Annotated in this window: 21 protein-coding genes and 1 pseudogene; 11 read left to right on the top strand and 11 right to left on the bottom strand. The window is 73.1% G+C overall.

Annotated elements, in window-relative coordinates; all coding sequences use genetic code 11:
* Positions 1 to 38: 38 nt before the first annotated feature.
* On the top strand, positions 39 to 1,232 hold the full coding sequence (locus AB0C78_RS01785) for a crosslink repair DNA glycosylase YcaQ family protein (protein ID WP_360740606.1): 1,194 nt from the start codon (positions 39 to 41) through the stop codon (positions 1,230 to 1,232).
* Positions 1,233 to 1,254: 22 nt separating this feature from the next.
* On the opposite strand, the gene AB0C78_RS01780 is transcribed toward AB0C78_RS01785, so the two are convergent.
* The gene (locus AB0C78_RS01780) at positions 1,255 to 1,593 is read right to left on the bottom strand and encodes an HGxxPAAW family protein (protein ID WP_360740604.1); all 339 of its coding nucleotides are present in this window, start codon (positions 1,591 to 1,593) and stop codon (positions 1,255 to 1,257) included.
* Positions 1,594 to 1,775: 182 nt separating this feature from the next.
* Here AB0C78_RS01780 and secA point away from each other — a divergent pair, with 182 nt between their 5' ends.
* On the top strand, positions 1,776 to 4,649 hold the full coding sequence (secA, locus tag AB0C78_RS01775) for a preprotein translocase subunit SecA (protein ID WP_360740602.1): 2,874 nt from the start codon (positions 1,776 to 1,778) through the stop codon (positions 4,647 to 4,649).
* Between the two features lie 67 nt (positions 4,650 to 4,716).
* Here secA and AB0C78_RS01770 read toward each other — a convergent pair whose 3' ends face one another.
* The 4 genes from AB0C78_RS01770 to AB0C78_RS01755 all read right to left on the bottom strand — a co-directional run bounded on the left by AB0C78_RS01770 (position 4,717) and on the right by AB0C78_RS01755 (position 9,437).
* Positions 4,717 to 5,064, bottom strand: coding sequence for an Rv3235 family protein (locus AB0C78_RS01770; protein WP_360740600.1), 348 nt, complete (start codon positions 5,062 to 5,064; stop codon positions 4,717 to 4,719).
* Positions 5,065 to 5,764: 700 nt separating this feature from the next.
* Positions 5,765 to 7,156 (bottom strand): PTS transporter subunit EIIC, encoded by a 1,392-nt coding sequence (locus AB0C78_RS01765; protein ID WP_360740598.1) that lies wholly within the window; start codon positions 7,154 to 7,156, stop codon positions 5,765 to 5,767.
* Positions 7,157 to 7,181: 25 nt separating this feature from the next.
* Positions 7,182 to 7,922, bottom strand: coding sequence for a GntR family transcriptional regulator (locus AB0C78_RS01760; RefSeq protein WP_151538619.1), 741 nt, complete (start codon positions 7,920 to 7,922; stop codon positions 7,182 to 7,184).
* 198 nt (positions 7,923 to 8,120) lie between these two features.
* Entirely contained in the window at positions 8,121 to 9,437 is a 1,317-nt protein-coding gene (locus AB0C78_RS01755; protein ID WP_360740596.1) for a PTS transporter subunit EIIC, read from the bottom strand.
* Positions 9,438 to 9,544: 107 nt separating this feature from the next.
* Here AB0C78_RS01755 and nagA point away from each other — a divergent pair, with 107 nt between their 5' ends.
* Genes nagA through ptsP form a run of 7 tightly spaced genes read left to right on the top strand, consistent with a single transcriptional unit; the run spans position 9,545 to position 15,102 of the window.
* A complete protein-coding gene (gene nagA / locus AB0C78_RS01750) occupies positions 9,545 to 10,702 on the top strand; it encodes an N-acetylglucosamine-6-phosphate deacetylase (RefSeq protein WP_360740594.1) in 1,158 nt (385 codons plus the stop codon).
* The gene (locus AB0C78_RS01745) at positions 10,699 to 11,739 is read left to right on the top strand and encodes an SIS domain-containing protein (RefSeq protein ID WP_360740592.1); all 1,041 of its coding nucleotides are present in this window, start codon (positions 10,699 to 10,701) and stop codon (positions 11,737 to 11,739) included. Before nagA ends, AB0C78_RS01745 begins: the two co-directional genes overlap by 4 nt.
* A gap of 27 nt (positions 11,740 to 11,766) precedes the next feature.
* Entirely contained in the window at positions 11,767 to 12,000 is a 234-nt protein-coding gene (locus AB0C78_RS01740; protein WP_151538615.1) for a PTS glucose/sucrose transporter subunit IIB, read from the top strand.
* A 20-nt stretch (positions 12,001 to 12,020) separates the two neighbouring features.
* The gene (locus AB0C78_RS01735) at positions 12,021 to 12,470 is read left to right on the top strand and encodes a PTS glucose transporter subunit IIA (protein ID WP_151538614.1); all 450 of its coding nucleotides are present in this window, start codon (positions 12,021 to 12,023) and stop codon (positions 12,468 to 12,470) included.
* A 4-nt stretch (positions 12,471 to 12,474) separates the two neighbouring features.
* Entirely contained in the window at positions 12,475 to 13,158 is a 684-nt protein-coding gene (locus tag AB0C78_RS01730) for an HAD family phosphatase (RefSeq protein ID WP_360740589.1), read from the top strand.
* Positions 13,155 to 13,427, top strand: coding sequence for an HPr family phosphocarrier protein (locus tag AB0C78_RS01725; RefSeq protein WP_151538612.1), 273 nt, complete (start codon positions 13,155 to 13,157; stop codon positions 13,425 to 13,427). Before AB0C78_RS01730 ends, AB0C78_RS01725 begins: the two co-directional genes overlap by 4 nt.
* Positions 13,420 to 15,102 carry a phosphoenolpyruvate--protein phosphotransferase gene (gene ptsP, locus AB0C78_RS01720; RefSeq protein ID WP_360740587.1) on the top strand — a complete coding sequence of 561 codons (1,683 nt, stop codon included), beginning with the start codon at positions 13,420 to 13,422 and terminating at the stop codon, positions 15,100 to 15,102. Before AB0C78_RS01725 ends, ptsP begins: the two co-directional genes overlap by 8 nt.
* 128 nt (positions 15,103 to 15,230) lie before the next feature.
* Here ptsP and AB0C78_RS01715 read toward each other — a convergent pair whose 3' ends face one another.
* The 5 genes and pseudogenes from AB0C78_RS01715 to AB0C78_RS01695 form a co-directional block, all read right to left on the bottom strand.
* The gene (locus tag AB0C78_RS01715) at positions 15,231 to 15,734 is read right to left on the bottom strand and encodes a hypothetical protein (RefSeq protein WP_360740585.1); all 504 of its coding nucleotides are present in this window, start codon (positions 15,732 to 15,734) and stop codon (positions 15,231 to 15,233) included.
* A 61-nt stretch (positions 15,735 to 15,795) separates the two neighbouring features.
* Entirely contained in the window at positions 15,796 to 17,301 is a 1,506-nt protein-coding gene (locus tag AB0C78_RS01710; RefSeq protein WP_360740583.1) for a glycoside hydrolase family 3 N-terminal domain-containing protein, read from the bottom strand.
* Between the two features lie 395 nt (positions 17,302 to 17,696).
* Entirely contained in the window at positions 17,697 to 18,983 is a 1,287-nt protein-coding gene (locus AB0C78_RS01705) for a penicillin-binding transpeptidase domain-containing protein (protein WP_360740581.1), read from the bottom strand.
* 127 nt (positions 18,984 to 19,110) lie between these two features.
* Positions 19,111 to 19,938 (bottom strand): annotated as a pseudogene (locus AB0C78_RS01700) (biosynthetic peptidoglycan transglycosylase); the annotation flags it as partial.
* A gap of 431 nt (positions 19,939 to 20,369) precedes the next feature.
* Complete coding sequence (locus AB0C78_RS01695; RefSeq protein WP_360740579.1) at positions 20,370 to 21,638, bottom strand: BadF/BadG/BcrA/BcrD ATPase family protein; 1,269 nt, start codon at positions 21,636 to 21,638, stop codon at positions 20,370 to 20,372.
* Between the two features lie 61 nt (positions 21,639 to 21,699).
* On the opposite strand from AB0C78_RS01695, the gene AB0C78_RS01690 reads away from it, so the two are divergent.
* Both AB0C78_RS01690 and AB0C78_RS01685 read left to right on the top strand, forming a co-directional pair.
* On the top strand, positions 21,700 to 22,662 hold the full coding sequence (locus AB0C78_RS01690) for a MurR/RpiR family transcriptional regulator (protein ID WP_225992680.1): 963 nt from the start codon (positions 21,700 to 21,702) through the stop codon (positions 22,660 to 22,662).
* Positions 22,659 to 23,555 (top strand): N-acetylmuramic acid 6-phosphate etherase, encoded by an 897-nt coding sequence (locus AB0C78_RS01685; protein ID WP_360740577.1) that lies wholly within the window; start codon positions 22,659 to 22,661, stop codon positions 23,553 to 23,555. The genes AB0C78_RS01690 and AB0C78_RS01685 overlap by 4 nt, the downstream gene beginning before the upstream one ends.
* Positions 23,556 to 23,912: 357 nt before the next feature.
* Here the strand turns inward: AB0C78_RS01685 and AB0C78_RS01680 are convergent, their stop codons facing one another.
* The gene (locus AB0C78_RS01680; protein ID WP_151546569.1) at positions 23,913 to 25,109 is read right to left on the bottom strand and encodes an acyl-CoA dehydrogenase family protein; all 1,197 of its coding nucleotides are present in this window, start codon (positions 25,107 to 25,109) and stop codon (positions 23,913 to 23,915) included.
* Positions 25,110 to 25,157 lie beyond the last annotated feature (48 nt).

Here is a 25,157-nt window from a genome sequence, read left to right as displayed (position 1 = left end):
ATGTGGTTTTGTCGGTGTTGTGGCCTAGCATCGCGGGCGTGGTCGAGGCAGAGCTCAGCGCGGACGAGGCACGGCGGCTCCAGTTGCGCGCCCAGGGGTTCCTGGGCGCGCGGCCGAGAGGCGGCGTGACGGGCATGCTGGAACGGCTCGGCGCCGTCCAGCTCGACACCATCTCGGTGCTGGCGCGGTCGCACGAGCTGGTGCCGTACGCGCGCCTGGGGCCCGTCGGGCGCGGCGCGATCGAGACCGCCTACTGGGGGAACGGCTCGTTCGGCGCGTTCGAGTACTGGGCGCACGCGGCGTCGATCCTCCCGATGCGCGACTGGCCGCTGTTCGCGTTCCGCCGCCGCGCCTACCTGCGGCGGGGCTGGCGCTGGCACAAGGTCCCCGAAGGGGTCTGCGACGAGATCCGGGCCCGGCTGCGCTCCGACGGCCCGCTGACCACGAAGGAGCTCGGCGGCGCCAAGGCCAGCGCCGAATGGTGGGACTGGAGCGAGCACAAGATCGGCATCGAGTGGCTGCTCGACATCGGCGAGGCCGTGTGCGTCGAGCGGGTGGGCTGGCGGCGGGTCTACGACCTCGCGGAACGGGCCGTCCCCGCGGAGCTGCTCGCGCAGGACCCGGACGACGAGGCGTGCCTGACGGCCCTCGTCGCCCGGTCGGGGCGGGCGCTCGGCGTGGCGACGCGCGGCGACCTCGCCGACTACTACCGGCTCAAGCAGGACCAGGTGGCGGCGGTCGTCGAGGCGGCCGGGCTCGTCCCGGTGAAGGTGGCGGGCTGGAAGCAGCAGGCCTGGGCCGACCCGGAGGCCCTCGCCGCCCCGGCGCGCGGACGGCACGCCACCACGCTGCTGTCGCCGTTCGACTCGCTGGTGTGGGACCGGGCGCGGACGTCCCGCGTGTTCGGGTTCGACCACCGGCTGGAGGCGTACGTCCCGAAGGACAAGCGCGTCCACGGGTACTTCGCGATGCCGCTGCTGGCCGGCGGGCGCCTGCTCGGCCGGGTCGACCCGGCACGGGAGGGCGGCACCCTCGTCGCCCGCCAGGTGTCGTTCGAGCCGTGGGCCACCAGGACCGCCGGCCGCGTCGAGGCGTCCGCCGCGGCGCTGGCCACGGCACTGTGGCGTGCGGCGGCGTGGGTCGGCTGCGACGACGTCCGCGTCGAGCGGATCGTCCCGGACGGCATCGACCGCACCCTCATAGACGCCGCCCTAAAAACCGGCCCCGCCTGACCCGGGAGGCAAGGGTGGGCGGTCAGCCGTGGGGGGTTTGCTGGGGGTCGGTGGCGGTGGGGCGGTCGAGGATCTCGCCGGCGTCGCCGCCGCGCCGCTTCGCGCTGCGCGAGCCGAAGAGCGTGTAGTCGACGATCTCGGGGATCACCCGCGGCGCGTCCAGCACCACGTCGGAGAACAGGTGGACCGCCCAGCTGGCGAGCAGGCCGAGGACGATGATCCCGACACCGACCCAGAACATGATCCACATGGGGCCGTTGCAGAGCGCGACACCGCCCACCACGAAGCCGATGAAGATGATCGTGACGGCGACCCAGGAACTCGGCCGGCCGGCGTGGGACCCGTGCGACTCTTCGGACATTGAGCCTCCCTCCGATGGTGCCTCAGATCTTCTCCCCGGCCCCGTCCGTCAAACGGGACGGGCCGTGGATTGCGCTGCGGAGTGACCTAGACCATTCTGGGTCTCGCCTACGATGGGCATCGTACGAGTGGTGTGCGTGCCGCCGGGAGCGGTGAACCACGATCTGCAAGGAGCCTTCGAGAGTGCCGCCAGTCATCGATAAGATCCTTCGTGCGGGCGAGGGAAAAATTCTGCGCAAGCTCAAGAAGCTCGCGGATCAGGTCAACTCGATCGAAGAAGACTTCGTCGACATGTCCGACGCCGAGTTGCGTGAGCTGACCGACAAGTACCGCGAGCGCATCGCCGAGGGGGAGTCCCTCGACGACCTGCTCCCCGAGGCGTTCGCGACCGCCCGGGAGGCCGCCAAGCGGGTCCTCGGCCAGCGCCACTACGACGTCCAGATCATGGGCGGCGCGGCGCTGCACATGGGCAACATCGCGGAGATGAAGACGGGTGAGGGCAAGACCCTGACCTGTGTACTCCCGGCGTACCTGAACGCGCTGTCCGGCGAGGGCGTGCACGTGGTCACGGTGAACGACTACCTGGCCAAGCGCGACGCCGAGTGGATGGGCCGCGTCCACCAGTTCCTCGGCCTCGAGGTCGGCGTCATCCTCCCGCAGATGACCCCGGACGAGCGCCGCGTGGCCTACAACGCCGACATCACCTACGGGACGAACAACGAGTTCGGGTTCGACTACCTGCGCGACAACATGGCGTGGAGCCTGGAGGAGTGCGTCCAGCGGGGGCACAACTTCGCGATCGTGGACGAGGTCGACTCGATCCTCATCGACGAGGCCCGGACGCCGCTGATCATCTCCGGTCCGGCCGAGCAGAACTCCAAGTGGTACTCGGAGTTCGCCAAGATCGTCCCGCGGCTGAAGCGGGCGGAGCTGGTGAGCACCGCCGGGCAGGTCGACGAGTACGGCCCCGGCGACTACGAGGTCAACGAGAAGAAGCGCACGGTCGGCATCACCGAGTCCGGCGTGGAGAAGGTCGAGGACTACCTCGGCATCGACAACCTCTACGACTCGGTGAACACGCCGCTGGTGAGCTTCCTCAACAACGCGCTGAAGGCCAAGGAGCTGTACAAGCGCGACAAGGACTACGTCGTCATGAACGGCGAGGTCCTGATCGTCGACGAGTTCACCGGCCGCATCCTGCACGGCCGCCGCTACAACGAGGGCATGCACCAGGCCATCGAGGCCAAAGAGGGCGTGGCGATCAAGGACGAGAACCAGACGCTCGCCACGATCACCCTGCAGAACTACTTCCGCCTCTACGGCAAGCTGTCCGGGATGACCGGTACCGCCGAGACCGAGGCGGCGGAGTTCAACAAGACCTACAAGATCGGCGTGGTGCCGATCCCGACGAACAAGCCGATGATCCGCCAGGACGTCGCGGACGTCGTCTACAAGACCGAGCAGGCCAAGTTCGAGGCCGTGGTCGACGACATCGCCGAGCGGCACGAGAAGGGCCAGCCGGTCCTGGTCGGCACGACGTCGGTGGAGAAGTCCGAGAAGCTGAGCAAGATGCTCAAGCGGCGCGGGATCCCGCACCAGGTGCTGAACGCCAAGCACCACGAGCAGGAGTCGGCGATCGTCGCGGAGGCGGGCCGCAAGGGCGGCGTCACCGTCGCGACGAACATGGCGGGCCGCGGCACCGACATCATGCTCGGCGGCAACCCCGACTTCCGCGCGGACCTGGAGCTGCACCAGCGCGGGCTGTCGCCGCTGGAGACTCCGGAGGAGTACGAGGCGGCCTGGCCGGAGGCGCTGGAGAAGGCCAAGGAGGCCGTGAAGGGCGAGCACGAGGAGGTCGTCGAGATCGGCGGCCTGTACGTGCTCGCGACCGAGCGGCACGAGTCGCGGCGCATCGACAACCAGCTGCGCGGCCGGTCCGGCCGGCAGGGCGACCCGGGCGAGTCCCGGTTCTACCTGTCGCTGGAGGACGACCTGATGCGGCTGTTCAACTCGGCCCGGGTCGAGGCGATCATGACGCGCCTGAACATCCCGGACGACGTGCCGATCGAGTCCAAGATCGTCTCGAACGCGATCCGCTCGGCGCAGAGCCAGGTCGAGCAGCAGAACTTCGAGATGCGCAAGAACGTCCTGAAGTACGACGAGGTGCTGAACCGGCAGCGCAAGGTCATCTACGCCGAGCGCCGCAAGGTGCTGGAGGGCGAGGACCTGCACGACCAGGTCCGCCGGATGATCGACGAGGTCGTCGCGGGCTACGTCGCGGGCGCCACCAACGAGGGCTTCGCCGAGGACTGGGACCTCGAGAAGCTGTGGAAGGCGTTCAAGCAGCTGTACCCGATCAGCCTCACCGTCGACCAGCTCGTCGAGGACGAGGCGGGCGGCGACATCTCGGGCCTGGACGCGGAGACGCTCGCCGCGAAGATCCGCGACGACGCGCAGGAGGCGTACGACAAGCGCGAGGAGGAGCTCGGCCCCGAGGTCATGCGGGAGCTGGAGCGCCGCGTCGTGCTGTCGGTGCTGGACCGCAAGTGGCGCGAGCACCTGTACGAGATGGACTATCTGCAGGAGGGCATCGGCCTGCGGGCCATGGCGCAGCGCGACCCGCTGGTGGAGTACCAGCGCGAGGGCTACGACATGTTCAACGCGATGCTCGACGGCATCAAGGAGGAGTCGGTCGGCTACCTGTTCAACCTCGAGGTCGAGGTGGAGGAGCAGCCGGAGGCCCCGCAGGTCGGCGCGAAGCCGGTGTCGGTCGCGAAGACCGCCCCGGCCGCCGGGGAGGCGGAGCCGGTCGACGACGTCCCGGTGGAGGCGGAGGCCGACGAGGAGCCGGTCATCCACGCCAAGGGCCTCGACGAGCCGAAGCGTCCGAAGAAGCTGGACTACTCGGCGCCGACCGTCGACGGTGAGGGCGGCGTGGAGCACCACACCGAGGAGGCGGACGACGAGTACGCGGGCGTGAACCGCAACGACCCGTGCCCGTGCGGTTCCGGCAAGAAGTTCAAGCGCTGCCACGGCGACCCGCGCAACAAGAAGTAGGGTCACGCGCTGACGAGGCGGCCTCCCGGATGTCGGGGAGGCCGCCTCGACGCGTTCCGGGGCTCTGTCAGGGGGCGGTGGTCTCGACGGCCGTGCAGCGCCACCGTCCGCGCAGGTGCTGGAGGCGCAGCGCGACGGCGTGCACGCGTCCCGCGACGACGACCACGGCGGACGTCTCGGCGACGGTGGGGGACGGCCGCTGGAACCGGCTGGACAGCACCCGCGGCGGGACGATCCGCCGCCCTCCGGGGACCGCGCGGCGGTGCGGCGCGAGGCCGCGGCACACCGCCGGCACCGCTACCAGCGACAGCTGGTGCGGCGGTCGCGTCCCGGCGAGTACTTCGACGACGATCCGCAGCGTGGTGTCGGCGACGGCCCGGACCTCCGCCTCGACCCCGTCCCCGGGCCGTACCACCCGCAGGGGCCCCGGCGTCGCTCGATGAACCGGCCGCACAACGCTGCCCGGTGGAGCCTCGGGCTTCTGCTCGGACGATGCGGCTCGCTGCCTCGCACTCGCCTGGGCGGGGTTGAGGGCGAGGGCACCGTCCGTCCGCTGTGACGGCACGGCGCGTGGCGGAACGGTGCGTGACGGAACGGCGCGGTATGGGACGACCCGGACCGCAGGACGCTTGGCTGGACGGTGACGCATCGAGAACCTCCCGACTCGTTTTTGAACTGGAGTCGCGAGGCGGCGAATAAATACATCCATGGCCGGGTGCGGCCACTTTTGCCGAGCCGGCCGTCCGCCGGCGCCCTGTCGTGGCTGCTCAGACGGCCGTCTGGGACGGGGTTATCCACAGAACGGGGTTCTGTAGGCGGTGGAGGCCGGCGAGGGGTTGACTTGGGCGGTAGCGAGGTCCGCCCCCGGGCGGGTGGGGCGTCTTTTCGAACGCAAGCGGAGGGCCCGCGCGGACCCAGAACAGCTACGCGGAAGCGGATGGCCCGCGCGGAAGCGAACGGCTTGCGTGGAAGCAGACGGCGTGCGCGGAAGCAGAACGGCTTGCGTGCGGGAGCGGATGATCGCGCGACAGCAGAACGGCTTGCCTGGCGAATGGAACGGCGGCGGGCGCTCCGGAAAGAGCGTCCCGCCGCCGTTGATGGGGCGACGATGCAGGTCAGCTGGTCGTCGGGGACGGGGACTCGGCGGGTTCGGCCTCCTGCGCGTCCGGCTTGCGGCGGCGGGACGGCTTCTTCCCGCCGCCCGCCAGTTCCGGGTTCGAGCCCGGGTCGGCGGCGACGGACTCCACGTCCTCCGGTTCCCGTCCCGGCGTCGCGAAGTTGAACTTCACGATCAGGAACTTGAACAGGAAGTAGTAGATGACGAAATAGAGGATGCCCATGCCGATGATGAGCGGGAGCCCCTTGGTGTTGTCCTTCGACGCGTTCAGCAGCATGTCGATGCCGCCCGCCGAGAAGCCGAAGCCGAGCTGGGCCCCGGCGGCGTTGAGGATCGCCATCGAGACGCCGGTGAGGACGACGTGCACCGCGTACAGCACGGGCGCGACGAACATGAACGCGAACTCGATCGGCTCGGTGACGCCGGTGACGAACGCGGTGAGCGCGGCGGAGATCATGATGCCGCCGACCGCGGAGCGGCGGTGCGGGGGCGCGGCGCGCCACATCGCGAGCGCGGCGCCGGGCAGGCCGAACATCAGCACCGGGAAGAACCCGGCGAGGAAGCCGCCCGAGTGCGGGTCGCCGGCGAGGTACCGGTTGATCTCGCCGTGCACGACGCCGTCCGGGCCGTTGTAGGAGCCGAACACGAACCAGATGAGCGAGTTCGGGATGTGGTGCAGGCCGAACGGCAGCAGCAGCCGGTTGACGACGCCGTAGATGCCGGCGCCCGCGGCGCCCGCGCCGGTGATCCAGTTGCCGAAGTCGGTGAGCCAGCCGCCGAACACCGGCCAGATGAAGCCGATCAGCACGCCGAGGACCAGCGCGGCGAGCGCGGTGACGATCGGGACGAACCGGCGGCCGCCGAAGAACGCCAGGTAGGTGGGCAGCTTCACCCGGTAGAAGCGCTGGTAGAGCAGTGCGGCGACGACGCCGATGAGGATGCCGCCGAGCACGTCCGTCGGGTTCTTGGCGCCGAAGTCGATGGCCGGCGCGGCGGTCCCGTCGGTCACCTTGGTGATCAGCACCTGGCCCTTGAGGTCGGCCGAGTGCGAGAACATGATCTTGGTGACCTGGTCGAAGACCAGGTAGCCGACGACGGCGGCGAGCGCGGTGGAGCCGTCGGACTTCTTGGCGAAGCCGATCGCGACGCCGACCGCGAACAGCAGCGGCAGGTGGTCGAACAGGGCCTGGCCGGCGCCGCCGACGACCTCGGCGACCCGGATCCAGCCGAGGCCGTCCTTGCCGAGCATGTCCGGCTGGCCGAAGCGGAGCAGCAGCGCGGCGGCGGGCAGCACGGCGATCGGCAGCATGAGGCTGCGGCCGATCCGCTGCAGCACCGCGAGGGCGCGCGACCCCCGCCGCGGCGCGGCGTCCACGGTGGTCGAAGTCATCGGGAGGTCCCTCCTCAGGGGTGTGTCAGGAGTGCGGCGGGGGATTTCCGAGTGCCGTGTGGATCTGGTAGCGGTCCGCCCGGTAGGTGGACACGCCCAGCTCGGCGCAGACGCCGCCGGTGTAGGAGCGGCGCTGCAGGAGCAGCACGGCGCTGCCCTTGGGGATCTGCAGGTGCTTGGCGTCGGCCGCGTCCGCGAGGCTGGCGTCGATGGTCTGGTCGCCGGCGTCGAAGACCAGCCCGTACACCGCTTCGAGGACGCCGTACAGGGAGCGGTCGGCGAGGCGGCGGTCCAGCAGGTCGGGGGCGAGGGAGGCGAGGATGTGCGCGCGTTCGAGCGCCATGGGATCGCCGTCGGCGGTGCGCAGCCGCTCGATCACGTGGATCTCGGTGCCGGGCTCGACCTCGAAGATCCGGGCCAGCCGGGCGTCCGCGGGGACGGTGCGGCGGTCCAGGTCGACGGCGCCGGGCCGCAGCCCGCGCGCGAGCATGTCCTCGGTGAACGAGACGAGCCGCAGCGGCATCTCGATCTTGGGCCGGGCGACGAAGGTGCCCTTGCCGGGGACGCGGTACAGCCGCCCCTCCGACACGAGCTGGTCGACGCCCTGCCGGACGGTCATGCGGGACAGCCCGTACCGCACGCACAGCTCGCGCTCCGAGGGGATCGGGGCGTCGACGGGCAGCTCGGCGCTCTCGATGAGGTCGAGCAGGATGGCGCGCAGCTGGAAGTACTTCGGGACGGGGCTGTGCGGATCGATGGTCGTCACTGGGGGTGTCCTCGATGGCCTCTGCGGCCGTATCGACGGGATTGACGGGAATGATGGGGTGACGCGTGAATCGACTTGGTTCGTACTGGTCTAGGCCGGACTAGACCACATCATAGAAAGTCGTGTCAATGCACAGAACCGTAACGACCGGGTCACGGCCCCGGGGCGGCAAGATCAGGTGAACGTGCAGGTCAGGGCTCATGTGGCGGGCTCCGGCGGGGCGTCCGGGCGGGCCTGTGGCGGCGCGTCCTCGACCGGCTCGCGGCCCGGCGTCGCCAGTCCGAACTTCTTGATCACGAAGCTGAAGACCAGGTAGTAGACGAAGAAGTAGACCACGCCGAGCCCGACGACGTACCACAGATGGCGGGTGTTGCTCTTGGTCGCGTTCAGCAGCAGGTCGATCAGCCCGGCGGAGAAACTGAACCCGAGCTGCGCGTGCGCCGCCGCGAGCAGGTACATCGAGACGCCGGTCAGCACGACGTGGATCCCGTACAGCAGCGGCGCGACGAACATGAACGAGAACTCGATCGGCTCGGTCACGCCGCAGACGAACGCGGTCAGCGCCGCGGAGATCATCAGCCCGCCGACGGCGCCGCGCCGGTCCGGTTCGGCGCACCGCCAGATCGCCAGCGCCGCGCCGGGCAGCCCGAACATCAGCACGGGGAAGAACCCGGCGAGGAACGTCCCGGCGTGCGGGTCGCCCGCCAAATACCGGTTGATCTCGCCGTGCACGACGCCCTGCGGGCCCTTGTACGACCCGAACACGAACCAGATCAGCGAGTTGAGGATGTGGTGCAGGCCGAACGGGAGCAGCAGCCGGTTCGCCACCCCGTAGACGCCCGCGCCAGCCGCGCCCGCGCCGGTGATCCAGTCGCCGAAGTCGTTGATCCACCCGCCGAGCGTCGGCCAGATCAGCCCGACGACGACGCCGAGGACGAGCGCGGCGGCGGCGCTGACGATCGGGACGAACCGGCGGCCGCCGAAGAACGCCAGCCACGACGGCAGCTTGATCCGGTAGAACCGCTGGTACAGCAGCGCGACCATGAGCCCGACCGCGATGCCGCCGATGACCTGCGTCGGGTTGATGAGCCCGTACCCGATCGTCTCCTTGAGGGAGCCGTCCTCCTGCCGGACGAGCTGGACGACGCTGTCCTTCAACGCCGAGCTGTGCGCGAACATCGTCTTGGAGACGCGGTCGAAGACGAGGTAGGCGGCCACGGCGGCGAGCGCCGTGGAGCCGTCGGACTTCTTCGCGAACCCGATCGCGACGCCGACCGCGAACAGGATCGCGAGGTTGTCCAGCAGCGCGCCGCCGGCGGCGGCGAACACCTCGGCGACCCGGTCGGCGCCGAGCCCGTCCGCGCCGAGCAGGTCGGGCTGGCCGAGGCGGAGCAGGATCCCGGCGGCGGGCAGCACCGCGATCGGCAGCATGAGGCTGCGGCCGATCCGCTGCAGCACCGCGAACGTCGCCGACCAGGCGTCCCGGGCCGATCCCGGATGAGTTCGGGCCGACATCTTTAGCTCCATCCGATTCGTGGAGTATGGTGCGTACTGGTCTAGTCCGGACTAGACCAGTTCGCCGCGCAGGCGGCGGCCGGTCGCATCACGGAGAGTGCACCCCCATGGCATCACTGCTGATCACCGCGGAGCGCGTGATCATGACCCCCGCGGACGGTCCTACCCGCGTCGTCTCCCCGGGATACGTCCGCGTCGAGGACGGTGTCATCACCGATGCGGGCGAGGGCGTCCCGCCGGGCGCCGACGTGCACCTGGCGGACGGGCTGCTCGCCCCCGGTCTGGTCGACCTCCAGGTCAACGGCTTCTTCGGCCACGACATGGTGGACGCCGGCGAGACCGGCTGGCGCGAGGTCGTCACCCGGCTCCCCGAGACGGGCGTGACCTCGTTCCTGCCCACGTTCATCACCGCCCCCGTCGCGACGCAGGCCGAGGCGCTGCGCCGCACCCGCGACCTGCTGCCCAAGCTGCCGCCCGGCGCGCGCGTGCTCGGCGTCCACCTGGAGGGGCCGTTCCTCTCCGAGAAGCGCAAGGGCGCGCACAACGCCGCGCACCTCACCGACCCGACGCCCGAGGCGATCGAGACGCTGCTGGAGACCGGGCTCGTCAAGCTCGTCACCCTCGCGCCCGAGCGGAACGGCGCGCTCGCCGCGATCCGCCGCCTCACCGATGCCGGGGTGCTGGTCAGCGTGGGGCACAGCGACGCGACCGCCGCGCAGACCGCCGCCGCGGCCGGCGCCGGCGCCCGCAAGGTCACCCACATCTTCAACGCGCAGAGCGGCGTCCACCACCGCGACCCCGGCGTGGCCGTCCAGGCGCTCATCGACGACCGGCTGCACCCCGGCCTCATCCTCGACCTGCACCACGTCGGCCCGGAGGCGGCCCGGCTGGTGTTCCGCGCCGCCGCGGGACGCGTCGTGCTCGTCACCGACGCCGCGTCCGCCGCCGGGATGCCGCCCGGCACCTACGAGCTGGGCGGCGAGCCGATCACCATGCCCGAGCAGGGCCCGCCGCTGCGCGCCGACGGCACCATCGCCGGCTCCGGCCTGCGCCTCGACGAGGCGGTCGGCAACGCGATCGGCCTCGGCCTCGACCCGGCCGTCGCGGTCGACGCCGCCACCCGCGTCCCGGCCGACCTCATCGGCCGCCCCGACCTCGGCCGCATCGCGCCCGGCGCGGCCGCCGACCTCGTCTGGCTCGGGCCGGACCACCGGGCGCGTACGACCTGGATCAACGGGCAGGAACTCTTCGGAGGGGGATCATGACCAGTCTGATGCGCGCCGAGATCGGTGAGCAGCCCGACGCGCTGCGCCGGACGATCGACGCGCTGCTGCCGCGCACGCCCGACATCGGGGCGCTCGCCCGCGAGACGCGGCAGGTGCTGTTCATCGCGCGCGGCTCGTCCGACAACGCCGCCGTGTACGGCCGCTACCTGGTGGAGTCGCACGCCGGGCGGCTCGCCACCCTCGCCGCCCCGTCCATCGCGACGACCTACAAGCGGCGCCTGGACCTGTCCGGCGTGCTCGCCGTCGCGATCAGCCAGTCCGGCAAGACAGAGGAGATCGTCGAGACCCTCGACTGGGCGAGGGACTGCGGCGCCCGCACCGTCGCCGTCACCAACGGCGCCGGCTCGCCGCTCGCGGAGGCCGCCGAGGTCGCGCTGATCACCGAGGCGGGCGACGAGATCGCCGTCCCCGCCACCAAGACCTACACCACCCAGCTCGCCGCGCTGTCGGTGCTCGGCCTCGGGCTCGGCGCCGACGTCGCCGTCGACGACCTGCGCCGCGTCCCCGACGAGGTCGCGCGGATGATCGCGGAGACCGAGGCGTCCCCGGCGCTGCCCGCGATCGTCGAGGAGCTGGCGAAGGTCCCCGGCGCGGTCGTGTCCGGGCGCGGCATCGCGTTCGGCACCGCGCTGGAGCTCGCGCTGAAGATCAAGGAGGCGTGCTACCTGCACGCCATGGGCCTGTCCTACGCCGACCTGCTGCACGGCCCGATCGCCGTGGTCGACGAGCAGACCCCCGCGCTGCTCGTCGCGGCCGACTCCGGCCCGACGCTGCCCGGCACGATCGCGCTGGCCCGCCGCGTCGAGAGCGCCGGCGCCAGGGCGTTCGGCGTCGGCGGCGGCGACGGGCTGGCGCGGGCCTGCACCGCCGCGCTGCCCGGCCCGGGGCTGCCCGAATGGGTGGCGCCGCTGGGCCTCATCGTCCCCGGCCAGATCATGGTCGAGAACCTGGCCCGCCGGCTCGGCGTCGACCCCGACGTCCCGCGCGGCCTCAACAAGGTCACCCAGACGGACTGACCGGACGCACCGAGAGAAGAGAACGACATGGACAAGGCCGAGGCCATCGTCGCCGCGCTGGGCGGCGCCGACAACATCGTGGAGATCGAGCCCTGCGCGACCCGGCTGCGCACCGAGGTCTCCGACGGCGGCAAGGTCGACGAGGCGGCGCTGAAGAAGGCCGGCGCGTTCGGCGTCATGCGCAGCGGCACCGTCGTGCAGGTCGTCGTCGGCCCGGAGGCCGACACCATCGCCAGCGACATCGAGGACATCCTCGACTGACCCGAAGGAAACCCCCGCTCATGACCCGAGTACTGTCCCCGGTCGCCGGCCGGGTCGTCGGCCTCGCCGGCGTCCCGGACCCGGTGTTCGCCCAGGCCATGGTCGGCCCGGGCACCGCCGTCGACCCCGAGCGCGGCCCCGGCCACGCCATCGCCCCGGTCACCGGCAAGATCGTCAAGCTGCACCCGCACGCCTACGTGGTGGTGGACGAGGAGGAGCACGGCGTCCTCGTGCACCTCGGCATCGACACCGTCAAGCTCAAGGGCCAGGGGTTCGAGCTGCTGGTCGCCGAGGGCGACCAGGTCACCGCCGGCCAGCGGGTCGTCGCCTGGGACCCCGCCGTCATCGAGGCGGGCGGCCGCTCGCCGATCTGCGCCGTGGTGGCGCTGGACGCCGGCGCCGACGCGCTGTCGGACGTCGTCGAGGCGGGCGAGGTCGTCAAGGGGGCCGAGCTGTTCACATGGAGCTGACCGGATGGCGCTGATCGGCCTGCGCGCGGCGGTGTTCGACCTCGACGGCACCCTGATGGACACCGAGCCGCGCAACCGGGTGATGTGGGCGCGGCTGTTCGAGGCGCACGGCGTGCCGTACGACGACGAGCTGATCTCCTCGTTCGCCGGGCGCCGCGGCATCGAGGTGCTGGAGGACCTGGCGCACCTGTTCCCCGGCCGCACCGCCGAGGAGCTGTTCGACCAGGCGGTGTCGTACGAGACGGCGGACGGGATCCCGGCGGACGTCCCCGTGCCGGGGGCCGTCGAGCTGGTGCGGTCGCTGGCGGACGCGGGCGTCCCGCTGGCCGTCGTCACGTCGGGGCAGCGCCCCTACGCCGAGCGGCTGCTGGCCGCGCTGGGCGTCCGCGACCTGATGGACATCGTGGTGACCGCCGGGGACGTCGTCACCGGCAAGCCGCACCCGGAGGGGTACCTGGCCGCCGCGCGCGACCTCGGCGTCCCGCCGGGGGAGGCGGTCGGGTTCGAGGACGCGCCCGCGGGCGTCGCGGCCGTGAAGGCGGCCGGGATGGCCTGCGTCGGCGTCGCCACCACCCAGCCGGTGGCGGCGCTCGCCGAGGCGGACCACGTCGTCGCGGACCTGAAGGAAGTCAATGTCGAGCCGGGCCCCGCGCTGCGGGTGCGCGGCGCCGCAAGGGAGATTCTGTGAGCGAGCGCAACGTCAAGATCGAGTCCAGGGTGGGGCTGCACGCGCGGCCGGCCGCGCTGTTCGTCCAGACCGCGGCCAAGGCGCCGATGGACGTGACCGTGGCCAAGCGCGGCGGCTCGCCGGTGAACGCCAAGAGCATCCTCGCGGTGCTCGGCATGGACGCCCGGCACGGCGAGGAGGTCGTGCTGTCCGCCGACGGCGAGGGCGCCGACGAGCTGCTGGACAGCCTGGAGGCGCTGCTGTCCACGCCGGAGCCGGAAGGTGCCTGAGGTCCTGCGCGGCGCGGGCGTCAGCCCGGGGGTGGGCGCGGGGCCGGTGCGGCGCATCGCCGGCGCCGTCCCGGAGCCGGACGCCGGTTCCCGGCACGGCGGCGACGCCGCCGCGGAACGGGACGGCGCGCTGGCCGCGCTCGAAGCCGTCGCCGCGGATCTGGAGGAGCGCGGCGCGCGCGCGGCGGCGGCCGGTAACACCGACGGCCATGACGTGCTGAACGCGCAGGCGCTGATGGCCCGCGACCCCGGCCTCGCCGACGGCGTCACCGCCAAGATCGGCGAGGGCACGGCCGCGGCCCGCGCCGTGTTCGAGGCGTTCGGGGTGTACCGGGAGATGCTCGCCGGGGCGGGCGAGTACATGGCCGCCCGGGTCAGCGACCTCGACGACATCCGGGACCGCGCCATCGCCCGACTCCTCGACCTGCCGATGCCCGGCGTGCCGGAGTCGGACGAGCCGTTCGTGCTGGTCGCGCGGGACCTCGCGCCCGCCGACACCGCGGTGCTCGACCCGGCGCAGGTCGTCGCGTTCGTCACCGAGGAGGGCGGCCCGACCAGCCACACCGCGATCCTCGCCCGCACGATGGGCGTGCCGGCCGTGGTGGCGCTGCCGGGCGCGACGGACCTCGCCGACGGCACCCGCGTCCTCGTGGACGGGTCCGCCGGGACCGTCCGGCCCGACCCGACCGAGGCCGAGGTCGCCGCGGCGCTCGCCGCCGGCGCGGCCCGCGACTCCGCGCTCGCGGAGACGTCCGGGCCGGGCGCGACGAAGGACGGCCACGCGGTCCCGCTGCTGGCGAACGTCGGCGGCCCGAAGGACCTCGACGCCGCGCTGGCGAACGGTGCGGAGGGCGTCGGCCTGTACCGCACCGAGTTCCTGTTCCTCGACCGTTCGGTGCCGCCGTCCGACGACGAGCAGGAGGACGCCTACCGCAAGGTGCTGGAGGCGTTCCCGGAGGGCCGCGTGGTCGTCCGGACGCTCGACGCCGGCGCCGACAAGCCCCTCGCGTTCCTCCCGCCCCCCGGCGAGGAGCCGAACCCGGCGCTCGGCGAGCGCGGGCTGCGGATGGCGCGCCGGCACCCGGACGTGCTGACCGCCCAGCTCGCCGCCCTCGCCCGCGCCGCCGCCGGGCTCAGCGTGAAGCTGCAGGTCATGGCCCCGATGGTGACGGACGCGGCGGAGGCCGCGTTCTTCGCCGGAGCCTGCCGCGAAGCCGGCATCGAGCATCCCGGCGTCATGATCGAGGTGCCCGCCGCCGCGCTGCGCGCCCGCGACCTCGCGCCGGAGGTGGAGTTCTTCAGCATCGGCACCAACGACCTGACCCAGTACGCGTGCGCGGCCGACCGGCAGGTCGGCGGCCTCGCGCACCTGCAGGACCCGTGGCAGCCCGCCGTGCTCGACCTGGTCGCCCCGGCGGCCGCGGCGGGCGTCCCGTGCGGGGTCTGCGGCGAGGCGGCCGCCGACCCGGCGCTCGCCTGCGTCCTGGTCGGGCTCGGCGTGACGTCGCTGTCGATGAGCGCCCCGTCCCTCCCGCTCGTCCGGGCCGCGCTGGCCCGGCACACGCTGGACGAGTGCCGCCGCGCCGCCGAGGCGGCCCGCGCCGCCCGCTCCGCCGAGCAGGCGCGCGAGGCGGCCCGCTCCCACCTGCCGGGCCTCGCGGAGCTCGGCATCTGAACGCGCTCGCGGCGGGTCGTCGGGGTGGGCGGCCCGTCGCGAGCGTTCCTTTCGCCGGACGCGTCCGCTTCGGGTGCGTCCATTGCGTGTGCGTCCGTCGCGGGCGCGTCCGCTGGGCGGCGCGTCCGTCAGGCGGTGATGAGCCAGCGGGCTCCGGTCTTGTGGAGGGTGAACTTCGCGGCCAGGACGCCGCCGGGACGCGCCGGGTCGCCCTTCCACTTCAGGTCGCCGAACGCGACCGTGTACTCGCCGTCGCCGGGCCCGTCGTCGCAGGTCGGTACGGTCACGCCGCGCAGCGCCGCCAGGTCGGCGGGACGCAGCTTCGCGCGGGCCGCGGCGAGCCCGCCGGCCTTGCAGCCGCCCGCGCGGCCGAACGCCGCCCGGTCGTACGCCGGGGCCAGGAAACCGCAGACCTTGACGTTCCCGGCGGCGACGCCCCGCAGGAACTTGTAGAGCACCAGCCGCGCGGGAAGGCTGTCCTTCGCCGGGGCGGTGACGTCGACGAGCCGGGAGTCGCCCGGCTCGGGCGTCAGCGGCGGCATCCCCGCCTCCTCCTTCCCGCCGCAGGCGCCGAGGCCGAGGGCCAGCGCGGGCAGCAGGGACAGAGCGGGCAGGAACGGACGAACGCGCACGGGGACCTCCCGGGGGTGCGAAGGCGGGCCGATCTTCCCAGCTCGCGGGGCCCCGCGTCCATCAATACGACAAGCCGTGACCAACGGGTTGCCCGCCCGCGGGCACCGGCAGCTTCCCGACCGGCTTCACCGCGCCGGACAGCACCCCCGCGAGCGCGCCGATCGACGTCGCGCCGGAGGAGTACGTCGCGAGCGTCGCGGCGGCCCCGGCGGCGTGGTCGAGGTCGTAGGGGCGGCCGAGCGCCGCGACCACGACCGGCCTGGACGCCAGCGCGCGGACCCGCGCGGCCGTGGCCGTCCCGGCGTTCACGGTGGTCAGCACGTGGACGTCGGCGGCGCCCGGCGCGGCCGTCGCGACGCCCCGCTCGCGCAGCGCGGCGCCGAGCGCCTCGCTGCCCGGGCCGGTGACGCTGACCTTCTTGCCCTTCAACGGCAGCAGCCCGCGGTCGTTGCGGACGAGCGTGACGGCGTGCTCGGCGACCCGCCGCGCGGTCGCCTTCTGCTGCGGCGTGCCGATCTGCGCGGACGCCTTCGCCGGGTCGGCGGGCGGCGCCTTGAACAGCCCGCGCTTCTGCTTGAGGTCCAGGATCCGGGTGACGGACTCGTCCAGCCGCTGCCGCGTGATCTTCCCGGATTGCACGGCCTCCAGCACCGCGTTGTACGCCTTGGACAGGCTCGGCGGCATCAGCAGCTGGTCGGCGCCCGCGTTGATCGCCCGGACCGGCACGACCGCGTCGCCGTACTTCTCCCGGACGCCCGCCATCTGCAGCGAGTCCGTGGTGATCACGCCCTTGTAGCCGAGGTCGCCGCGCAGCAGCCCGGTCAGCACCGTCTTCGACAGCGTGGACGGGTCGCCCGACTTGTCCAGCCCCGGCACCACGATGTGCGCTGTCATGACCAGGTCGACGCCGGCGGCGATCGCGGCCTCGAACGGTGGCGCGTCCAGCGCCCGCCACTGCGCCGCCGAATGGGTGATCACCGGCAGGCCGGTGTGGCTGTCGGTCGCGGTGTCGCCGTGCCCGGGGAAGTGCTTGGCCGTCGCGGCGACCCCGGCGCCCTGGTACCCGGCGATCGCCGCGGTGAGCAGCGGCGACACCCGCGACGGGTCCGAGCCGAACGAGCGCAGCCCGATCACCGGGTTGCGCGGGTTCACGTTGACGTCGGCGTCTGGCGCGTAGTCCAGGTTGATCCCGACCGCGCGCAGCTCGGTGCCGGTGACCTGCGCGGCGGCGCGCGCGTCCGCGGCGCTGTGCGTCGCGCCCAGCGCCATGTTGCCGGGGAAGCGGGTGATGAACGGCGTCCGCGACACGATGCCCTGCTCCTCGTCCACGCCGAGCAGCAGCGGGACCGTGGACGCCTTCTGCAGCGCGTTCGACTGCTCGGCGGTCGTGGCGGGCGACCCGAAGTTCTCCGGGAAGTAGATGAACCCGCCGACGTGGTACTTCCGGATGATCGCCAGGGCGCTCGCGCGGCTGGAGAACGTCGGCACGAACAGCTGCCCGACCTTCTCCCGCAGGCTCATCTTCGCGACGTATCCGGGGACCCACGCGTCCGGGGCCTTCGTCACGGGCGCCTTCTTCCCGGACGTACCGGACGCGCCGGGGGAGCCGTGGTGCGCGGACGGGCCCTTCCCGCCGTCGCCGCCGCCCCCGCACCCGGCCAGCGGCACCACCAGCGCCAGCGCCGCCGCGAGCGGCAGCCGCCCGAACCGCGGTCGTCCGAACCGCGGTCGTCCGAGCGGCGGTCGTCCGAGCGCAGCGCGCCTTCGCCGGGGCCGCCGCCGGGCGGTTCCGGCCGATCGCGAACGGTCATCCGCGGACATCAATGGCACGCACCTGACCAGGCCCCCCGACATGGTCGTCTGCTCGCATCGGACGTCGCGACGTTAACCGCTCGCCGCCGCCCTGTCGACTCGCGGCACCGCCCTGTCGACTCGCGGCGCCGGACGGCCCGGCCGCACGGTCACATCCCGGCGCAGCCCGCCGCGTCCTCGTGGCCGGGCGCCGCGCACCATTTCTTGCGGCTCCGCGCGTCGGCGGGCGCACCGGACGAGCCGTCCGGATCAGGTGTCCGGGACGGCGCCTGCGGTACGCCGGCCGAGGGCGTCCCGCGCCCCGCCGCCGGGCCGCCCGGCTCCTTCTTCTCGACCGTGTCGTCCCAGTTCGCGGCGGTACCGGTGAACGCGGGCTCGGCGAACGGCTCCGCCGGCATGCCGCGCGTGACCTGCGCCATGAACGCGTGCCACACCGAGGACGGCAGGTCCTCCCCGGCGACCCGCCCGGGATGGCCGGGCAGCCCCTCGAGCGGGCCGGGCTCCGCGCGCGTCAGCACCACGGACGCCGCCAGCTGCGGGACGTACCCGACGAACCAGGCGGCGTGGTTGCCGTCGGACGTGCCGGTCTTGCCCGCCGCGTCGCGGTCCGGCAGCGCGGCCCGCCGCCCCGTCCCGCCGGTGACGACCGCGCGCATCGCGTACGTCGCCTGCGCCGCCTGCTCGCCGGTCAGGACGCGGCCGCCCGGCCGGTCCCACGGCAGCGGCACCCGCCGCCCGCGCGCGTCGACGACCCTGGTGACCAGGTGCGGGGTGACGGCGGTGCCGCCGTTGGCGAACGCCGCGTACCCCGCCGCCTGCACGGCCGCCGACACGTTCGCGATGCCGAGCGCGAGCCCCGCCTGCCCCCGGTACGGGCGCAGCGCCGACTCCGGCACCCCGAACCGCCGCGCCGTCTCCGCCACGTTCGCGATCCCGGTCTTCAGCGCCGCCTTCACGAATCCGGTGTTCACCGACAGCTCCGTCGCCTTGACCAGGTCGATCGTCCCCAGCGAGCCGATCTTCTCGTCGTTGGAGACCCGGTAGCCCGGCGCGGTCATCGGCGTGACGCTCCCGTCCGGCGCGAACCGCAGCGGCGACCTGCCCGGCACCGCCGTCCGGACGTTGAAGCCGCGGCGCAGCGCGGCGGCCAGCACGTACGGCTTGAACGTCGACGCCGCCTGCGCGACCGGCTCGAACACCGAGTCGTACACGCCGCGCTTCGGGTCGCCGGAGTAGAACGCCTTGACCGCGCCGTCGGCGGGGTCCACCGCGACGAGCCCGGCGCGCACGTCCTTCGGCCACTGCGGCTCGCGCGCGCGCCGCATGGCCTCTTCCGCGTACGCCATCCAGCGCGGGTCGAGACCGGTGTAGATCTTCAGCTTCCCGTTCACGACGGCGCTCGCGGGGATGCCGGCCCTCTCCAGCTCGTCCAGCACCCGCTGGCGCCGCCAGCAGCCCCTGGCCGGACACGCTGACGCCGCGCCACGCTTCCCGCGTGCGCGGGAAGCGGAGACGGTCCGCGTCGGGCCGGTCGAGCTTGCCCATCGACACCATGCCGTCCAGCACGTACCGCCAGCGGGCCCTCAGCGCGCGCGCCGCGTCACCGTTGCCCTGCGTCCGGAAGTAGCCCGGGCGCTGGATCATCGCGGCGAGCAGCGCGCACTCGGCGACGTCCAATTGCCACACGTCCTTGTCGAAGTAGGCGCGCGCCGCCGCCTCCACGCCCGACGTCTGCCGGCCGAAGGGGACGGTGTTCAGGTACAGGTCGAGGATCTCGTCCTTGGCGCGGTGCCGGTCCAGCTTCAGCGCCACGAAGATCTCCTTGATCTTCCGTCCCGGCGTCCGGTCCCGGCTGAGGCCCTTGAAGTAGTTGCGGGCGAGCTGCTGGGTGATCGTGGACCCGCCCTCGACGTCGCCGCCCGACGCGTCCCGGAGCAGCGCGCGGAACGTCCCCGAGACCGAGACGCCCCGGTTGCGGTAGAAGCCGCGGTCCTCGGCGGCGAGGACCGCCCACCGCAGCCGGTCTGGGATCTGGCCGTGCCGGACGCTCTGCCGGTTCGCGCCCAGCCTGAACAGCGGCGTACGGCCGTCGGCGTAGTAGACCGTGGAGCCCTCGTCGGTGACGCCGTCCTGCGGCTCGGTCGGGACGGGCGTCCGGGCGTAGCCGATCACGACGGCGGACGTCGCCAGGACGGCCAGCGTGCAGAGGAAGGCCAAGGCCCAGCGCACGGCGCGCGGGACCCGGCGGCCCCTGCGAAGCGGGCGGGCGCGGCGGTGCCCGCCCGTGCCGCGGCGGAGCGACCGCTGCCCGGCGCGGACGAACCGGCGGGCGGTGCGGGACAGGCGGACGCGGGCGGCCCGGAGACGGCGCCCTTCGGAAGCGGGGAGCATGCGACCTCGTTCGACGTGGTGTACGGAGTCGGCCGTCGTCCGGGCGTCGGCGGGCGCCGTGGCGCGGGCGCGTGCGGAGGCGCACGCGGGAGGCGGCACGGCGCGGCAAGGCGCACGAGGGATGTGCGGCAGGACGGACCTGCGCGGACGACGCTGCGGAACGACCGCAGCCCAAATCGGTACGAGCCACGTCTGTGGCCGGTGGTCCCACCGGTCACGGCGCCCACGGCACCGTCCCGGCGGATCTCGAGCCACCGTGGTAACAGCCTAATCACGATGGACCCCTGGCCCGCAAGCGGAACGGAAATACGGTGGGGTCCATCGTGATGAGCCGGACGGCTGCGTCGCCGTCGTCTCCGGCCTCTCGGCGGGGCGTCCGGTGGGGTCGGCCACCGGCGGCGCCCGCACGGCCGGGCGGGGCTCGGCCGGGCTCAGCCCGGCAGGGGATGGCCGAGCCGGCGCAGTGCCAGCCCGGCGGCGCCGACGGCGCCGTCGCCCGCGCTGCGCGGCGCCTCGGCGAACCGGTCGCGCAGCCCGGTGCGGACGGCCTCGGCGACGGGGCCCTCGCGCAGCACCGAGCCGTGCATGACGACCGGCGCGCAGGGATCGGACAGGGCCGGGCGCACCGCGTCCACGTCGCGGAGCAGCCACTCCGCGGCCTCGTCGGTGATGCGCCGGGCCACCGGGTCGCCCGCGGCCGCCGCGGCGGCGACCACCGGGCCGAGCCGGCCCAGGGCCGCGGGCGGGCGGCCGTAGACCTCCTTGATGATGGCCTGCGCGAGCTGCGGGTTCGGCGCCGTCCCGGGCAGCTCCGGATGGCCCGCGAGACCCGGCGGCTCCGCGGGCCCCGCGAGGCCGGGACGTCCCGGCGGCTGGGCGGCGCCCAGCGGTCCGGGCGGCCCGGTCGGGCCGCCGCCCGGCTGCGGATACGGGGCCTCGGGGATCAGCACGGCGGTGCCCGTGCCGCCCGTCCCGGCGGGCAGCGCCGCGGCCTGGGAGAGCGCCGCCGCCCCCGCCGCACCCGGCGCGCCCGCCCCGGACGCCGGCGGGAGCGCGCCCGCCATCGCCAGCGCCCGGTGCCGGGGTCTTCGCCGGGCGGAGTCGATCTCCGCGACCACGGTGGGGCCCAGCAGCGCCCGCGGGACCGAGTCGGTCAGCAGCGTCGGCGAGCCGCGGCCGTCGTAGGCGGCGAGCGCCGCCCGGACCGCCTCCTTGCCGAGCCACACCGCCGAACCCTCGTCCCCCACCAGCCAGCCGTAGCCGTCGGCGCGCTGCACGATCGCGCCGTCGCTGATGACCGCGGCGCCGGCGCCCGTGCCGGAGAACACCACGATGCCCTTGGGCTCGCTGGTCCCGGCGGCGAACGCCACGGCGATGTCGGTCACCACGGCGGGCGAGCCGCGCAGGCCGACGGCCTGCCAGGCCCGGCGCGCCGCGGTCACGGCGGCGGGGCGGCCGGCCGAACCGGCTCCGGCGATCCCGAACACGCCGGTGAGGATGTGGGTACGGTCGAGGTCTCCGAGGGCCTCCCGCAGGGCGGTGGTGAGCGCCCCTGCGGTGTCGCCCCCGGAGTTGGGGTTGGCCCCGGGGCCGGTGCCGGAACCGGCCAGGGCGCCCCCGAGCGTCAGCACGACACAGCGGGTCTTCGTGCCACCCGCGTCTATGCCGACCACGTAAGGACCGGCCAAATGGGTCAACACAGGCCGACCGTAGCCTTTTCTACCGTTGACGTGACATCCTGGCAGTAAGAAACTTTCTTCCATGAGGAAACCCATCGGCCCCGAGCCGGGGAGCACGGGGGAGCCCGGAGCGGCACGGGACGAGCCGGCGCGCAAGGACGCGACGCCGCTCAGCACCGTGGTGCGGGTGCGCTCGCTGCTGCCCTCGCTGCCCCCCGCCGAGCGACGAGTCGCTCAACGCGTCATCGACGACCCCGAAGGGGTCGCCAACTCCACCATCACCGAACTCGCCCAGACCTGTGGCACCTCCGAGACCACCGTCATCAGGTTCTGCCGCGCGATCGGGTTCCATGGTTATCCAGAGCTCCGACTGACCCTCGCCACCGAGGCGGGACGGGCCCAGAGCGCCAGCGGCGGACGGGTCATCGGCAGCGACATCAGCCCCGACGACTCGCTCGAACAGATCGTGGAGAAGGTGACCTTCGCCGATGCCCGCGCCGTCGAGGAGACCGCCGCCCAGCTCGACATCAAGATGCTCGAACAGGTCGTCGACGCCGTCGTCGCCGCCGACCGCGTCGACGTCTACGGGGTCGGCGCCAGCGCCTTCGTCGCCATGGACTTCCAGCAGAAACTGCACCGCATCGGACGGTTCTGCTCGGCCTGGGCCGACGCGCACATCATGCTCACCAGCGCCGCCGTGCTCGGCCCCACCAGCGTGGCCATCGGCATCTCGCACACCGGCGCGACCGTCGAGACCATCGACGCCCTGGAGGTCGCCAAGAGCAACGGCGCCACGACCGTGGCACTGACCAACTTCCCCAAATCCCCCATAGCGGAGGTGGCCGACCTGATCCTCACGACCGCGGCGCGGGAGACGACCTTCCGCTCCGGCGCCACCGCCAGCCGGCTGGCGCAGCTCACGGTGGTCGACTGCGTCTTCGTCGGAGTGGCGCAGCGCACCTACGGGTCTACCCGCAAGGCCCTGGAAGCCACGTTCGAGGCGGTCCGCGGCCGGACCGTGCGACCCGACCGGAGGCGTCGGTGATCGATTGCGAGCTCCCCACCGAGGGCCGGAACCCCCGCACCCTCGACGTCGACACGCTGCCGACCCTGGAGGTGCTGCACCTGATCAACACGGAGGACGCCACCGTCCCGATGGTGGTGGCGGGCGTCCTGCCCGAGGTCGCCCGGCTGGTCGACCTCGCCGTCGACTCGCTGCGCGCGGGCGGCCGCGTGCACTACTTCGGCGCCGGCACGTCCGGCCGGCTCGCGGTCATCGACGCCGCCGAGCTGCCCCCGACGTTCGGCATCTGGGGACGCGTCGTCGCGCACCACGCCGGCGGCCCCGGCGCGCTGTCCCAGGCGATCTCCGACGTCGAGGACGACATGGAGCTCGGCATGCGGGACGCCCGCGAGGTGCGCCCCGGCGACATCGCCATCGGCATCGCCGCCAGCGGCCGCACCCCCTACGTGATCGGCGCGCTGCGCGCCGCCACCGCGGGCGGCGCGCGCACGGCGCTGATCAGCTGCAACCCGCACACCCCCTACGGGGAGGAAGTGGAGGTGCACATCGGCCTGGCCACCGGACCCGAGGTCATCAGCGGATCCACCCGGATGAAGGCGGGCACCGCGACCAAGCTCGTGCTCAACTCCTTCTCCACCACCCTGATGATCAGGATGGGCCGCACCTACTCCAACCTGATGGTCAGCGTGAACGCGCTGAACTCCAAGCTGCGCGCCCGGCTGGTCCGCATCCTCACCGAGGCCACCGGCATGGACGCGCGGACCTGCGAGAACGCGCTCACCGAAGCCGGCGGCAACACCCGCGTCGCGCTGGTCTCGCTGCTCGGCGAGGTCCCCGCCGCGCGCGCCACGGTGGTCCTGGAGGAGACCGACGGCGGCGTCCGGGAGGCCCTGCAACGCCTCAGATCCGCATAGCGCTGTGTTGTCTGCAATCCCGGCCCAGAGGGCTCGCCTGGCGGCTCGCCCTCTGACCGTGCTTGGGCGAGCGCGACCTCGCTTCGCGAGCTTCCCGGTGGGGCTCGCCTCCGGCTTCACCCCACCGGTCAGATAACGCGCTCGCGCGACGGCTGAGGCGGGTCCCGCCCGTTTCCGAGCCCGGCGGCGGCCCCCGCCGGCTCACGGAGGATCCGTGGTCATGCGCTCGTCCCCGCACCGACCGCATGACCACGGCCCCCGCACCCCAGCCCCCACCCCGCAAGCCCAGCCCCCCACACCCACACACGCCGCCCCCACCACGTGCCACGTCCATCACGTGCGGTTGCGGCCGGGGAGTCAGTGTTCGTACTGGCGGAGTTCCTGGCGGGCGACGGTGCGGACGTGGACCTCGTCCGGGCCGTCGAAGATGCGCATGGCGCGGACCCAGGCGTACATCGCGGCGAGCGGGGTGTCGTCGGAGACGCCGGCGCCGCCGTGGATCTGGATCGCGCGGTCGAGCACCTCGTGGGTGATCCGCGGCACGACCACCTTGATCGCCGCGATCTCCGAGCGGGCGCCCTTGGAGCCGTGCTTGTCGATCAGCCAGGCGGTCTTCAGCGTGAGGAGGCGCGCCTGCTCGATCGCCATCCGCGACTCGGCGATCTGCTGGCGCACCACGCCCTGCTTGGCGAGCGGGCCGCCGAACGCGACGCGGTCCACGGCGCGGCGGCACATCAGCTCGAGGGCCCGCTCCGCCATGCCGAGCGCGCGCATGCAGTGGTGGATCCGGCCCGGCCCGAGCCGCGCCTGCGCGATCATGAACCCGTCGCCCTCCTCGGCGATCAGGTTCGACACCGGCACCCGGACGTCCTCGAACAGGATCTCCGAGTGGCCGTGCTGGTCCTGGTAGCCGAACACCGGCAGGTGCCGGACGACGGTCACGCCCGGCGCGTCGCGCGGCACTAGGATCTGCGACTGCTGCCGGTGCGGGGGGCCGTCCGGGTCGGTCTTGCCCATCACGATGAAGATCTTGCAGCGCTCGTCCGCCGCGCCGGTGATGAACCACTTGCGGCCGTTGATCACGTACTCGTCGCCGTCCCGGACGATCGAGGTGGTGATGTTGGTGGCGTCGGAGGACGCGACCTCCGGCTCCGTCATCGCGAACGCGCTGCGGATCTCCCCGTCCAGGAGCGGCTTCAGCCAGCGGTCCTTCTGCTCGGGGGTCCCGAACATGTGCAGGACCTCCATGTTCCCGGTGTCCGGCGCGGCGCAGTTGACCGCCTCCGGCGCCAGGTCCGGGGAGCGGCCCGTCAGCTCCGCCAGCGTCGCGTACTCAAGGTTCGTCAGCCCGGACACGTCCGGCAGGAACAGGTTCCACAGGCCCCGCTCGCGCGCCTCCGCCTTCAGGTCCTGGACGATCGGCGGCAGCGCGTGCGGGTCGTTCTCCGCGCGCCAGGCCGTGTACACCGGCTCCGCCGGGTACACGTGCTCGTCCATGAACTCCTGGAGTCGTTCCTGGTAGTCCAGCGCCTTCGGGCTGAGTTCGAAGTCCATGCCGGCCAGTCTGGCAGAACGAGATTCGGTCAATGTGGGCGGGATCGC

This window comes from Actinomadura sp. NPDC048394 (assembly GCF_040651755.1).
GTDB lineage: Bacteria > Actinomycetota > Actinomycetes > Streptosporangiales > Streptosporangiaceae > Spirillospora > Spirillospora montaniterrae.
This window is presented reverse-complemented; position numbering and strand designations above follow the sequence as displayed.

Excerpts from the sequence above, each read along its gene's own strand:
- AB0C78_RS01780 (WP_360740604.1), bottom strand. The coding sequence starts at position 1,593 with ATGTCCGAAGAGTCGCACGGGTCCCACGCCGGCCGGCCGAGTTCCTGG.
- AB0C78_RS01765 (WP_360740598.1), bottom strand. The coding sequence starts at position 7,156 with ATGACTTCGACCACCGTGGACGCCGCGCCGCGGCGGGGGTCGCGCGCC.
- AB0C78_RS01755 (WP_360740596.1), bottom strand. The coding sequence starts at position 9,437 with ATGTCGGCCCGAACTCATCCGGGATCGGCCCGGGACGCCTGGTCGGCG.
- nagA (WP_360740594.1), top strand. The coding sequence starts at position 9,545 with ATGGCATCACTGCTGATCACCGCGGAGCGCGTGATCATGACCCCCGCG.
- AB0C78_RS01745 (WP_360740592.1), top strand. The coding sequence starts at position 10,699 with ATGACCAGTCTGATGCGCGCCGAGATCGGTGAGCAGCCCGACGCGCTG.
- AB0C78_RS01740 (WP_151538615.1), top strand. The coding sequence starts at position 11,767 with ATGGACAAGGCCGAGGCCATCGTCGCCGCGCTGGGCGGCGCCGACAAC.
- AB0C78_RS01735 (WP_151538614.1), top strand. The coding sequence starts at position 12,021 with ATGACCCGAGTACTGTCCCCGGTCGCCGGCCGGGTCGTCGGCCTCGCC.
- AB0C78_RS01730 (WP_360740589.1), top strand. The coding sequence starts at position 12,475 with ATGGCGCTGATCGGCCTGCGCGCGGCGGTGTTCGACCTCGACGGCACC.
- AB0C78_RS01690 (WP_225992680.1), top strand. The coding sequence starts at position 21,700 with ATGAGGAAACCCATCGGCCCCGAGCCGGGGAGCACGGGGGAGCCCGGA.
- AB0C78_RS01680 (WP_151546569.1), bottom strand. The coding sequence starts at position 25,109 with ATGGACTTCGAACTCAGCCCGAAGGCGCTGGACTACCAGGAACGACTC.